Here is a 14,772-nt window from a genome sequence, read left to right as displayed (position 1 = left end):
GCCTTCCGCAAGCTTTTACAAAATGGTTACGAATGGGGCAGGTGACAGGATGAAAAAGATATTCTTGTTTTGTCTGCCCTATGCGGGCGGGTCGTCGGTGATTTACACAAGGTGGAAGCCCTTGCTGGATTCCGGCATTGAGCTGGTGCCGCTGGAACTGGCGGGCCGGGGAAGGCGCATTAACGAGTCTTTCTACGAAAATGTGGACGAGGCCGTAAATGATCTTCTGCCCGTAGTGGAACCTTATCTCGACAAAGGTCAGGCTGCTTTTTTCGGTTACAGCATGGGCAGCCTGATTGCCTTTGAACTCATCCACCGCATTAGGGAGAAGCACGGACAAAACCCGCTGCATTTTTTTGCGGCTGCCAGGATGGCTCCTCATATACAGCGCACAGAGCCTCCTTTGCACGGGATGGAGCCGGAATTGTTCAAAACGAAAATTGCGGATTTGGGGGGAACCCCTCCTCAATTATTTGAAAATTCAGAACTAATGAATTTGTTTTTACCTCTTCTCCGGGCGGATTTCCGGCTTGTCGAAACATACGCTTACGCCGAGAAAGCGGAGAAGCTGGACTGCGCCATGACGGTATTGGCAGGGAAGCGGGATACGATGCGGGAAACGGATGTGCTCGACTGGAGGCGTCATACGACGGGCGCTTTTACGGCTCATTCGTTTGACGGCGGGCATTTTTTTATCAATGACTTCCAGAAAGAAATCGTGGATATCCTGCACGCTTCCCTGGGAATCCGTTACTCATCTTTGTACGCGTAAGAAAGGAGCGGGGCATGGTTACTACCGCCTGGTTATTTCCCGGGCAGGGTTCCCAGTATGTCGGCATGGGGGCCGCCTGGTACGCCCGTTACGACGGGGCGAAAGCATTGTTCGAAGAAGCAAGTGATCTGGCCGGCTACGATATGAAATCTTTATGTTTCGAAGGAAGCGCCGCCCAGCTCTCCAGAACGTCTTTTACACAGCCGGCGCTGCTGACGGTAAGCGTTTTGGCAAGCCGGGTATACCTGCACGAGATCGGGATCGAACCCCGATACTCGGCCGGGCACAGCCTTGGTGAATACTCCGCGCTCGTGAGCAGCGGCGTCCTCACATTTGCGGAGGCGCTCGGACTGGTCATCCAGCGGGGCAAGTTTATGGAGGAGGCGGCGGAAGCCGGCCTCGGCTCCATGATCGCTGTCCGCACGTCCGATCAGCTTATGCTGGAGGAGCTGTGCCGCAGGCATTCTTCCGACGGGCAGCCGGCGGCCATTGCCGGGTACAATTCCGGCAGCCAATTGGTCGTTTCCGGCCACCGGAACGCAGTGGCAAGCGCCGCGGAGGAACTGGAGCGGCTCGGCATCGAAGTGACCCGGCTCGCGGTCAGCGGACCGTTTCACAGCGTGCTTATGCAGCCCGCAGCGGAAAGCCTGGAAGAAGCGCTGAACAAGGTCACATTCAAGGAGGGCCGCTGGGCGGTCATTTCCAATACCACGGCGCTTCCTTATCCGGATGCTGCGGCTATCCGCCGGGGGCTTGTCGATCAGATGACCACACCGGTGAAGTGGTTGCAAACCGTTCGGTTTTTAGCGGAAGAAGGCGTTGAACTGGCCGTTGAACTGGGTCCGAGAACGGTTCTGAAAAACTTGACCCGGGATAGCTCAGGGCAGATCCGGCCTTACGCTTACGACCGGGAAGCGGATGCGGAGAGTTTGGCGGACTTGTTTCCGGTCCGGCAGTTTATCGAGGCAGGATTCTCTGCCGCGGTTTCGGCGCCCAATGCGAACTGGAACGAGGAAGAGTATGCGCAGGGAGTGCTTGAGCCTGTCAGACGCGTGCGTGAAATGCTGAGTTCATACACGGAAATGAACGGTTCCGTCCGGGATGCCTATGGTCTGAGGCAAGATGTACAGGAAAGCGTCCGGCAAGTGCTTCGGACTAAGAAGATATCCGAGAAGGAACAAGACGAGACGATTCGCCGGTTGTTTACGGACTCTTTTACAAAAAGCTTGTGACAAGGGGATAACTGCGGAGGGATGAACGTGGAACAATTTCTGACACTGATTGACGTTATCCGGGACAGGGGAGACAAGAAGTCCAGCGGAATAATCTTTATTAACGGTGACCAGAACGAAGAAAGTATTACTTACGGAGAGCTGCTTGAAGACGCGCTTGGCGTTCTTCACCATCTCCAAAGCTCGGGCATGAAAGCGGGCGACGAGCTTCTTATGCAAATCGACGATAACAGGTCTTTTCTGAATGTGTTCTGGGGCTGCCTGCTGGGGGGAATTATCCCGGTACCGGTAACGGTCGGCAATAATGACGAGCACAAGATGAAACTGTTTAAAATATGGGATACCCTGAACAATCCTTACTTGATCACCGAAGGAAAAGCACTGGACAATCTGGAGAAATATGCCCTCCAAAACGGAAAAGAGGAGGTGTTCGAAAAGGTCAGAGAGGTGTCTCTTTTTACGGATAAAGTACATTATTCCACTGGGGATAAGGGGGTTATTCATGAGGCGAAGGCGTCCGATCTGGCGTTTATCCAGTTTTCGTCAGGTTCGACGGGAGATCCGAAAGGGGTCATGCTGACCCATGAAAATCTGATTTATAACACGAGGGACATGGCCGTTCAAACGGAGATGGACGAAACGGATGCCTATCTCGGCTGGATGCCGCTCACGCATGACATGGGATTGATCGCTTTTCACCTGACCTGCGTCATGTCCAACACCAGGCAGCTTATTATGCCGACCGCGCTGTTTATCCGGCGCCCGTCTTTGTGGATGAAGAAAGCGTCGGAGCATAAGGTTACCCAGACTTGCTCACCCAATTTCGGGTATAAATTTTTTCTGGCCCAGTACAAACCGGAAAATGCGGCGGATTGGGACTTGTCCCGGCTGCGTCTGATTTATAACGGGGCGGAGCCGATTTCCAGCGAGCTATGCGACGTGTTTATGGAGGCCATGAGCAAACACCACCTGAGAAGTACCGCCATGTTTACCGTATACGGCATGGCCGAGGCAAGCGTGGGCATGTCTCTGCCCCCTTTGGAAGAAAATTTCCGGCGTCTTCACCTGGATCGTGAGCATTTGAATATCGGCGAAAAGGTGGTTCAGATAGACGCTTCGGATAACCGCTGCTTGACGTTTGTGGATGTCGGTCATCCGCTGCAAAACAGCTATATCCGCATCTGTGACGACGCGAACCTGCCTCTGGACGATTACGTGATCGGGAATATTCAAATCCGCGGCATGAACGTAACGTCCGGCTATTACAACAATCCCGAGGCGACCGCCAAGGTCATTACTCCGGACGGATGGCTCATAACAGGCGACCTGGGCTTTATGCGAGAGGGTCGGCTCATTATTACGGGCCGGGCGAAGGATATCATTTTTGCGAACGGGCAAAATGTGTATCCTCACGACATCGAGCGGGTTGCGGAAGAAGTGGAAGGCGTGGAGCTGGGTAAAGTAGCGGTTTGCGGTGCCTACGATCCGGCGACCCGCCAGGACCGGATTATCGTTTTTGTGATGCACACGAAAAAAATCGAAGATTTCGCCCCGCTGGCCAAACGTCTCAAGGGTCATTTGAATTACCGGGGAGGGTGGGACATTCAAGCGGTTCTCCCCATCCGGCGGATTCCCAAAACGACCAGCGGCAAAGTGCAGCGGTACAAGCTTGCCCAGGACTATACGGACGGGAAGTTTGAAGAAATGATTGCTGGGCTCCAGAAAATTTGGGAGCAGGAAAAGCAAAGTGCGCGTGCGGCTGTCATTCCGCGCAGCGTAGCGGAGCAGAAGCTGCTTGCCATCGTGAAGCAAATTTTGCAGGTTGACGATATTGATACGCACGAGAGCTATTTCGATATCGGGGCCAGCTCCCTCCAGCTCGTGCAAATCGTTGAGGAGCTCGAAACCCAGTTGGGCGTTCAAGTGTCCGTGACGGACTTTTTCTCCTATCCGACGATTTCGAAGCTGGCCGGCTTTATTTCGCAGGGGGATGAGGCCGACCGTGTCGAGCAGAGCGATAGACTGGCGGATTCCGGCCAGGAAACCGACGGCGATATCGCGATCATCGGAATGTCCGGGAAATTCCCGCAGGCGGACAACCTTAAGCAGTTTTGGACGAATATCTCCGAGGGCCGTGATTGTATAGCCCCGTATGGCGAAAAGAGGAGAAAGGACGCCGAGGCGTTCATTTCTCATTTGAATACGGAGGGCCGGGATTTGTCGCTCGCGGAAGGCGGTTATCTGGACGAAATCGATACGTTCGACTATTCGTTCTTCAAGCTGACGCCGCGCGAAGCTTCACTGATGGATCCGAACCAGCGGCTTTTTCTGCAAACCGTATGGAGCGCGATCGAGGATGCGGGCTACGGCGGTTCCAATCTTTCCGGCAAACGAGTAGGCGTTTACGTCGGATTTTCCAAAACCAGCTTCGAATACGAGCGGCTTCTGTCCGAAGTGTCCCCGGCTTCTCTTCCGAATTTCGCGATCGGAAATTTGTCCTCGATCATTTCAAGCCGGATATCGTATCTGCTTGATCTCAAAGGACCTGCCGTCACCGTTGATACCGCATGTTCTTCCTCGCTGGTAGCCGTTCATCTGGCCTGCAAAGCGATTCTGAGCGGAGACTGCGATATGGCGCTTGCGGGCGGCGTGAAAACGATCCTGCTGCCGGTTAAGGCGGGCATCGGCATGGAATCCTCCGACGACCGTGCCCGGGCTTTCGACGACAGTTCGGACGGAACGGGCTGGGGCGAGGGTGTGGGTGCCGTTTTCCTGAAACCTCTCGGCAAAGCGATCAAAGACAAGGACAACATCCTTGCTGTGATCAAGGGGAGCGCGATTAACCAGGATGGAAGTACTGTGGGCATATCGGCCCCGAACGCATCCTCCCAGGCGGATGTCATTTCTCAAGCTTGGCGCAATGCACGGATCGATCCGGAGACGGTGACTTATATCGAAGCTCACGGAACCGGAACCAAACTCGGCGATCCGGTCGAAATCGACGGAATCGGGAAGGCTTTCCGCAGAAGGACGAAACGCAAGCAGTTCTGTGCCATCAGCACGGTTAAATCCAATATCGGTCACTTGTATGAAGCGGCCGGAATCGCAGGATTGATCAAGACGGTGCTTTCCCTGCAGCACAAGCAGATCGCCCCTTCCGTTCATTACCGGGTTCCGAACCGGAAAATCAGTTTCGAGGAATCGCCGGTTTATGTGAATACCCAGTTAAAAGAATGGAAAACGGACGGCGCCCCGAGAAGATGCGGGATCAGCTCGTTCGGCTTTAGCGGAACCAATTGCCATGTCGTACTGGAAGAGTACACGGGAGCCCCCGAACCTCTGCCCGAAGCATCTGCGGCAAATAGCGGACCCGAAGGCAGCGTCCCGCTGCTGCTCACGCTATCGGCTAAAACCGAGGAAGGACTGCAGGAGCTTATCCGGGATTACGACCAACTGTTTGCCCGTACGGATGAACGCGACATGCAGAATGTATGTTATACGGCCGGCACGGGCCGCAGCCATCTGACTTACCGGTTGGCGGTTACGGCATCCGATGCAGCCGAATTGAAACAGAAACTGCAGCGTCTTCATAGGGAAGGCAAGGGTTCGGACGGCGTTTATATCGGCAAAATAGACAGCGCTCAAGTGCAAGAATACACGCATCCGGGAAATTTCGCCGATCTTGGCGCGGAAGCTGTGCAGGAACTGGCCCGACAGTATGTACAGGGAGCATCCGTAGATTGGAAGGCCCTATATGCGAAAGGATCGTTCAGAAAAGTATCCCTTCCGACGTATCCGTTCCAGCGGAAAAGATGCTGGGTCGACGTTCCCGTCAAGGCCGGACAGGCAGCATCTGCGGCGCAATCGCTGCATTCGGCGCCAACGGGTCAACCGGAACGGGAACAATATATATCCGCAAAGGAGCAGGTGAGTGTGGTGAACGAACAGCTACAGGCGGAAACAGCCTCCGCCCGTCACGCCGATTCCATCCGTCAGACGCTGATTACGATGATCGGCAACGTATCGCAGCTCAGTACGGAAGAGCTTCAGCCTCAGACACATTTCCTGGAGCTGGGACTGGACTCCATCAATTTATCCCAGGTCCGTCACAGCATTAAAGACGCGTTCGGACTGGATGTACCCATGAGCGATTTCTTCGAATCGCTCACAAACCTGGACCTGCTGACGGCATATATCGTCGAACGGGTGCCGCAGGCCGAAACCGCGTCCGTGATCCGTTCAGAAGAGGTCCTGCAAGTGTCTCCCGCCGAGACGGCGTCTGCCGTTTACGAGCGAACTGTTCCTGCGGAGCCGTACAGCTACAGCGAGCCTGCCGGAACTGCGGGCGGACAAGGACAGGCAGAGGCCGCGTCCGTTCCTGTCGTAGGTATCGCCGGAAGCGCAGCTTCTTCCGCAGTCGAGCGCATCGTGGAGCAGCAGCTACAGCTGATGTCACAGCAGCTGCAAGTGCTCGGAAACCGTCCGGCAGCGCAAGCGCCGCTGCCCGTTCAACCGGCCGCCGTGCCCGGTCCGGCACCTGCCGTGAGGGTGATTGCGGCGTCTCCGGCGCAGTCTGACGCCCGGCTGCATGCCGGAACGACGAGAGAAGTCGCCGCAGCCGTCGAAACGAGACCTGCCCCGCCACAGGTAAACGGCGAGGAGCCGAAACCCTACGTACCTTATAAAGCTTTGGACCTGAAGGCCCGCGAATCGCTGTCACAGAGACAGGAAAAGCATGTGCGCGAGCTGATAGAGCGGTACACGGCACGGACGGGTCGTACGAAAGCGTACACCCAGCAGTACCGCGATGTGTATGCGAACAACCGCAATGTCGCCGGTTTCCGGCCTCTTTTGAAAGAAATGGTTTACCAGATTATTTCGGAACGCGCCGAGGGCTCCAAGCTGTGGGACCTTGACGGCAACGAGTATGTCGATTTGACGATGGGTTTCGGTGTGAATCTGTTCGGACACAACCCTGCGTTCGTGCGCGAAAAGATTGAACGGGAGCTTGCGAACGGCATGTGCGTCGGCCCTATGTCCAACCTCGCCGGTCAGGTCGCCGAATCCATCTGCAGGATGACCCGAGTGGAACGCATCGCGCTGTACAATTCCGGAACGGAAGCCGTGATGGTTGCCCTGAGGCTTGCCCGTGCCGCGACCGGACGTGCGAAGGTCGTTATTTTCGCCGGTTCTTATCACGGTACGTTCGACGGCGTGCTCGCATTGGGAAGCGCGGGAACGAACAAGGAGCATTCGACTCCGCTGGCCCCGGGCATTTTGCAAAATATGGTGGACGACGTGGTCGTGCTCAATTACGGAAGCGAAGACTCGCTGGAATATATCCGTACGCACGCCCATGAATTGGCTGCCGTAGTGGTCGAGCCCGTGCAAAGCCGCCGGCCCGATTTCCAGCCGAAAGCATTCCTGGAAGAAATCCGCCGTATTACGGCCCAGTCCCGCACCGCTTTCATCTTCGATGAAGTGATTACCGGTTTCCGCCTGCATCCGGGCGGCGCCCAGGCATGGTTCGGCATTAAAGCGGACCTGGTCACGTACGGGAAGGTCATCGGGGGCGGCATGCCGATCGGTATCGTCGCCGGTTCCTCGGCATTTATGGACGGCATTGACGGAGGAACTTGGAAATTCGGCGACGATTCCTTCCCGCAGAACGAACACCGGAGAACGTTCGTAGCGGGTACGTTCTGCCATCATCCGCTGGCAATGGCGGCATCCCTCGCCGTACTGAACCATCTGGAAGCCTCGGGAGGCCAGGTTCAGGCTGCGCTGAATGCTCGCACGGCGCGTTTCGCCGATGAGCTGAACACGTATTTCGGCCGGGAAGGCGTGCCGATCAAGGTGGTGCACTTCGGTTCGCTTTTCCGCTTTGTACTTAAAGGCGACCTTGAGCTGTTCTACTATCACATGCTCGATAAAGGCATTTATATCTGGGAGGGGCGCAACTGCTTCTTGTCCACCGCCCACTCGGAAGAAGATATCTCACGCATTGTACAAGCTGTCAAAGACAGCATCGGCGAACTGCGGAAAGGCGGATTTCTTCCCGACCGGGACCCGTCCCCGGATGATGACGATCCTTCCGGCAGCAGGCTTCCCGCCGACAAGCTGCCGGCAGACGGTCAAGGAGAAACGTTTCCGCTGACTCCCGACCAGAAGCAGCTCTGGTTCGCCTCCGTTTCCAATCGCAAGGATTCCCCGGCGCTTCACGAAACCGCACTTCTGCGGTTTCGCGGACCGCTGAGGAATGAGGTGTTCGAGCAGGCTGTCCGGGCCGTTACCGCTAGACATGAAGCACTTCGTCTAGTCATCAGTCAAGACGGTGAAACCCAGATCGTAACGGATGCCTTGAATGTGCCGGTTCCGGTTGTGGATTTAACGGGTTTTAATTCTGCGGAACAGGAACGCCAGATTCGGATTTGGCTCCATAGCGAGAGTCAGACGCCGTTCGATTTGGAGCAGAAGACACCGCTGTTCCGTATTCATCTTCTCCGTACATCGGCTGACGAGCATACGGCCGTGTTCACTTTTCATCACCTGATTGCGGACGGATGGTCCATGGCTCTGTTCGTCCAGGAACTGGAGCGGATTTATTCCGCTCTTGTCCGTCAGGAAGCTTACCGCCTGCCAGAACCGGCGCCTTTCAGAAGATATGCCGCTTGGCAGTCCGAACAGCTGAAGAAACCGCAAAGCGCTGAAGCCGCCGCTTATTGGAACGGACTTTTCGAGAAGCAGGTTCCCGTGGTCGAGCTGCCTTCCCCCGTCCGGGGAACGGTTCTTCCGACTTCCCGGGGCGGAAGGCATACAACTATACTTCAGACCTCTCTTGTACAAGAACTGAAAAAAACCAGCATAAAGCTCGGAAGCAGTCTTTTTGTGACGCTGCTTTCGGGATTTCATCTTTTTCTGCACCGGTTAACGGGCCAGAGCGATATTACGGTCGGGGTACCCACGGCCGGACAGTCGCAGATGGAAGCTCCTTTTCTGATAGGAAACTGTGTCAATCTGCTCCCTGTTCTCAGCCGGGCTTCCTCCGAGCAGAGCTTTGCCGCTTATGCGGGTTCTATCAAGCAAAGAATGAACGAGCTGGACGCATATCAGGCATACAGCTTTGCGGCGCTGGCGGAGCGCGGGCTGCGTAATCTGCCTGTCCTTACGGCCGTATTCAACATGGACCGTCCGCTGCCGAAGCTCGCTTTTCACGAGCTTGACACGGAACTGCTTGTTCATGATCCGGCGTATTGCAAGTACGAGCTTTTCTTGAACGTGACGGAGATTTCGAAAGAGCTGAGGCTCGATTTCGATTATAATGCGGACCTTTTCCAGCCTGAAACGGTTGAAACCTGGTCCCGTTATTTCATTCGTTTGCTCGAGTCTATCGCTCAAGGGGGCGATAAACGCCTGCCCGAACTGTCTCTCCTTAGTGCGGAGGAAAGCGAGCGGGTGTGGGCGAGATGGGCCCTGCATGCGGATGAGAACGGGAGCTACGAATGTATTCTGGACGCTTACAAATATCCGGCCCCACCCGGAACGATCGGCGAAGTCTATGCGGTTTCGGGCGGAAAAGTCAAATCTCCGTCGAACCGTTTCACGGGTACGGGGAAATGGGCCTACAGCTACCCCAGCGGAGCCATTAAACGGCTCGGAAAATCTTCGCGCTCTGTCTTTGTACGCGGGAACCGCGTGTTTTTGGATCAGATCGAAGAGCATTTGCTGCACACGCTTCACCTTGAGGCATGTGTCGTAACCGCTCAGCTTCACCCTGAAAATGAAGCCGTTGACTATATGACGGCCTACATCGTTGCTAACCCTTCAAAAATATGGAAAGAAATAGAAAGTTTTTCGCTGCTGCACGAAACCTTGCCGGATTATGCGGTCCCCCGGTATGTGATTCCGATGGCGGAGCTTCCGCTGCTGCCAGACGGTGAGACGGATTTTGCGGCTTTACCTGCTCCCTCCGGCGGCAATTTGCCGCTTCCCGGCAAACAAAACTTGCAAGGAAGCGTAACGGACAAGCTCACAGCTATTTGGAAAGATGTGCTTGGCGCCGCTCATGTGAATGCCACGGATAATTTTTTCCAGCTGGGCGGTGATTCATTAAAAGCGACCGTCATTCTTTCGAGGGTAAACAAAGAATTCGGCATTCATATTCCGTTAAGCGAGCTTTTTGCCCTGCAGACGGTTGGGGACCTGGAACAGTTCATCACGGGCGGTTCCGGACAAACGTACGAACCTATCCAGCCGGTTCAGCCGAAACAGTCTTATCCAGTCTCGTCAGCCCAAAAAAGAATGTACGTTCTCGATCAATTGGGCGGCGGAGGGACGGCTTACAACGTGCCGGGACGCCTTTTTATAGAAGGAGAAATCGACCGGGAGCGTCTTATTCGGGCACTTCGGCAGGCGGCTGCGCGACATGAATCGTTTCGGACCTATTTCGAGCTGGAAAACGGGGAAGTGGTACAAAAAATCGCGGAAGAAGCCGATCTCGATGTTCCCGTCTCGACAGTGCGGGCGGAAGAGATAGAGACGCTGCAGATGCAGTTCGTCCGGCCGTTCGATCTCACAAAAGCGCCTTTATTCCGGGCCGGTCTGTTCGAGCTGGAAACGGGCGGCAGCGTTCTGCTGATCGATGTTCACCATGCTGTGGCGGACGGTTATTCCATGGCCGTGCTTCTGGATGATTTTATCCAGCTTTATCAGGGGCGGCTTCTGCCTCCGCGAAATGTGCATTACAAAGATTATGCGATCTGGCAGAACGAACAGCTGGCTGAAGGAAAATTCAGCAGACAGGAAGCTTATTGGCTCCAGACGCTGGAAGGCGAGCTTCCCGTTCTTCAGATGCCGACGGATTATCCGCGCCCGGCCGCTCAAAGCTTTAAAGGGGACAGCTTCGTCCAGCTTCCGGACGGGAAATTGACAAAGGCGCTGTACAGCCTGGCGAAAAACAATGAAACGACGCTATACATGGTGCTGCTTGCTGCCTATAATGTGCTGCTGGCCAAATATTCCGGTCAGGAGGACATCCTTGTCGGTACGCCTGCCGCAGGGAGAAGACACGCCGATACGGAAAATATGGCGGGTATGTTCGTAAATACGCTGGCGATCCGCAGCAAGCCCGAGTCCTCTCTGGCTTTCGGACAATTTTTGCAAGAGGTGAAACGTCAGTCTCTCGAAGCGTTCGAAAATCAGGAATATCCGTTCGAGGAAATTGTCGAGAAGCTGCAGCTTGTGCGGGATTTAAGCCGCAATCCTCTCTTTGATACGATTTTCAGCCTGCAGAATGTAGGAACGGACGTCGTGAAGACGGGCAAGCTTTCCTTTAAGCCCGGAGAGTTTAATGTAGGCATCTCCAAAGTTGATTTCTCCTTGCATGTTACGGAGCAGAAAGACGGGCTGCTGTTTACCTGGGAGTATGCTACAGATCTGTTCGCGCGTGAAACAGTGGAGCGTCTGGCCCGGCACTATTCGGTCATCCTGGAGACGATAGCCGGATCGGCGGATATTCTGCTTGGGGATATCGGAATGCTCACGGCAACGGAGAAAGAGGACTTGATCAGCGGATTAAACGCCACGGCGGCGGAGTTTCCTACTGGCATAACGATCCACGAAGCATTTGAGGAGCAGGCTGCGAAAACGCCGGAAGCTGCCGCGCTCGTTTTCGAAGGCCGGAGCTTGACGTACCGGGAATTGAACGAACGCGCCAATTCCGCTGCCCGGACACTGCGAGAGCTGGGCGTGGGACCCGACCGGCTTGTCGGGCTTATGGTGCCGCGCTCGATCGAAATGATCATCGGCCAGCTGGCCGTGCTGAAAGCCGGAGGCGCGTACGTGCCCATCGATCCGGATTATCCTTCGGCACGTGTTCTCTATATGCTTCAGGACAGTGAAGCAGCGGTGCTGCTGACCAGCCGCAGCTTGATCGAAGACCTGGACTACGACGGAAGCGTGCTATTCCTCGAAGAGGAAGAAATCTATCGGAACGACGGTTCCAATCTGGACGTTGGGGGCACAAAGCCTGAGCATCTGGCTTATGTCATCTATACGTCGGGATCGACAGGAAATCCGAAGGGTGTCATGCTGCCGCATCGTTCCGTCATGAACTTCGTAACCGGGATGAAAGAGCAGATTGCTTTCCGCCCGGATAAAACGATTTTGTCGTTAACGACCATCTCGTTCGACATCTTCGTTTTGGAATCTCTGGTGCCCCTTCTGACGGGAATGACAGTCGTCGTTGGAGACCGGCATCATCAGCTTGAAGCCGAAGCTCTCGGTGAACTCATTCGTTCGCGTGAGATTGAAATGCTGCAAATGACGCCTTCCCGTCTGCAAATGCTGCTCGCCAACGAAGAAGGCAAGCGGGCGCTGAACGGAGTGAAGGAAATTATGGTCGGCGGCGAAGCCCTCCCGCATGCGCTGCTGGAGCACCTGCAGACGCTTGACGGACTGAGGATCTACAACATGTACGGACCGACCGAAACGACGGTATGGTCCGCGGTCAGGGAACTGACTCAGGCAAGCCGGATCGATATCGGCCGACCGATCGCCAACACGCAAGTGTATATCGTCGATGCGCGTTCCAACCTGCAGCCTGTCGGAGTGCCGGGCGAATTGTGTATAGCCGGAGAAGGGCTGGCACGGGGGTACTGGAAACGTGAGGATCTCACGGCGGAGAAATTCGTGCCCAATCCGTTTGTCCCCGGAACGAAAATGTACAGAACAGGCGATCTTGCACGCTGGAAGCCGGACGGGAACCTGGAATTCCTGGGCCGGATTGATCACCAGGTGAAAGTGAGAGGCTTCCGCATCGAGCTCGGGGAGATCGAAAATGCTTTGATAAGGGTGCCATCCGTTCAGGAGGCGGCTGTTACGGTCAATCAAAGCGGTGGACACGAGGCCGTTTTGTGCGCGTATGTCGTGCCAAAGTCGGATTCGGCTATAAGCGCGGCGGAGGTCAGGGAGCAGTTGGCCAGACAACTGCCTTACTATTCGGTCCCGTCGCACTATGTATTTCTAGACAAGCTTCCGCTTACGCCAAACGGTAAAACCGATCGGAAGTCGCTTCCCGAACCGGATGATCTGTTCCGTCCGGATACGGAGTACGCCCCTCCCCGCAATGAAGTGGAAGAGGCGCTGGCCGGTGTATGGCAGGATGTGCTGGGTCGAACCGGCATCGGCATTCACGACAATTTCTTCCTCCTAGGGGGAGATTCGATCAAAGGCATCCAGGTCGTGGCCCGCATGAGAGCGGAAGGGTATGCGCTGGATATCAAGCAGTTGTTCGAGCATCCGTCCATCGGGGATCTCGGCGCGTATGTGAGGTCGTCCGTCCGTGAAATCGCACAAGGTCCGGTCGAAGGAGAAATGGTGCTGACCCCTGTGCAGAACCGGTTTTTCGAACAAGGCGGTTACGAATCCGCATCGTCGCTTTCGGCGCTGTTGTTTTCCGAAGCCGGTCTGGAAGAAAACCATGTCCGTTCGGCTTGGGACAAGGTGCTGAAACAGCATGACGCCCTTCGTTTGCGTGCCGTTTTGAAAGAAGGGAACTTGAAGCTGGAGCACCGTTCCTTGGAAGAAGATGCGGGACTAAGCGTCATACGTCTGGACGGGGATAAGTCCGATTTCAGAGCGGCCGTTGAACTGCAAAGCAAAGGGATCGAATCGGGTCTTTCCCTGAAAGAAGGACCGCTGGCAAAAAGCGTGCTGTTCAAGACAGGCGAAGGTGACTATCTTCTGATTGCGATCCACCGTCTGATTACCGACGAGACTTCTTTTTCGGTAATTTTGGAAGATTTGGCGACCGTTTACGGACAGCTTATAGCGGGAGAAAGCGTATCGCTCCCTCTCAAAACAGATGCTTTCCGAACGTGGGCAGCCCATTTGGCAAAATACGCGGAGAGCAGTCAGTCGCAGGCCCAGCGGGAGTATTGGACTCTGCCCGGCAATGCGGAGGAATGGACTGTTCCGCCTGATAAAGAAACCGAGGCGGGTCTTCCGCCGCTCCGAAATTCGGTCTGTGCGGTTATCCCGGCGGAAAAGACGAGCCAATTGCTCACAGGCGTGAAAGAGATTTATTCGATGGAGGCCCGCGAAGCGATTTTATCCGCACTCGGCAAAACATTCGGCGAATCCTCGGGACTCAAACGTTTCCCCGTGGAACTGACGGCAGACGGCAGAAAGCTGTGCGCTGATAAGAGGCTGGATTTCTCGCGGACAGTGGGCTGGTTCGATACGCAGTATCCGCTTGTGCTGGATACCTCGCATACCGGTGATTTGGCGGGCTATCTCAAACAAGTTAAAGAAACGGTACGTCAAGTCCCGGACGGAGGAATCGGGTACGGGGCTTTGTACGATCTTGCGTCTTCGGGTCGGCAATCAGAAGAAACCGCAGTCCGGAAGAAGCCGCGGATCGGGTTCGTCCACTTGGAGCCTTCGGGTGTCGTAACTCCTTATTTTGATTCGTTTAACGCGGGCGATAGAATAACAGACGAATTGTGGGCGGCACGGGAGTACAGCTGGTATCTCAAGAGCACGTTCGAATCGGGCGTCCTCACCCTCCGGCTCGATTATGACGGCCATGCGTACACGGAAAAGACAGCATCGGATTTGCTTCATCGTCTGGAAGAAAATTTGGATGAGGTGCTGCGCCACTGCGAAGCCAAAACAGAGAGAGAGTTAACGCCGGCCGATGTCGGGGCAAACGATCTGGATCTCGATGAGTTCGAGGACATTAAACAATTTTATGAGAGCGTATAAGGG

At 55.2% G+C, this 14,772-nt stretch carries 3 protein-coding genes; all 3 read left to right on the top strand.

The window, feature by feature from the left end; genetic code table 11:
* Positions 1-49: 49 nt before the first annotated feature.
* The 3 genes from PCH01S_RS06445 to PCH01S_RS06435 are packed head-to-tail and all read left to right on the top strand — an operon-like array spanning position 50 to position 14,769.
* Positions 50-772, top strand: coding sequence for a thioesterase II family protein (locus PCH01S_RS06445; protein ID WP_042227816.1), 723 nt, complete (start codon positions 50-52; stop codon positions 770-772).
* A gap of 14 nt (positions 773-786) precedes the next feature.
* Positions 787-2,004: an ACP S-malonyltransferase gene (fabD, locus tag PCH01S_RS06440; RefSeq protein WP_042227814.1), complete on the top strand. Its 1,218-nt coding sequence runs from the start codon at positions 787-789 to the stop codon at positions 2,002-2,004.
* Positions 2,005-2,031: 27 nt separating this feature from the next.
* Positions 2,032-14,769: a non-ribosomal peptide synthetase gene (locus PCH01S_RS06435; protein WP_042228837.1), complete on the top strand. Its 12,738-nt coding sequence runs from the start codon at positions 2,032-2,034 to the stop codon at positions 14,767-14,769.
* The last annotated feature ends 3 nt before the right edge of the window (positions 14,770-14,772 follow it).

Origin of the sequence: Paenibacillus chitinolyticus NBRC 15660 (genome assembly GCF_000739915.1) — a bacterium.
In the GTDB taxonomy this organism is placed as follows: domain Bacteria; phylum Bacillota; class Bacilli; order Paenibacillales; family NBRC-103111; genus Paenibacillus_F; species Paenibacillus_F chitinolyticus.
The sequence above is the reverse complement of the archived record's forward strand: the minus strand, read 5'-3'. Positions and strand labels throughout refer to the sequence as shown.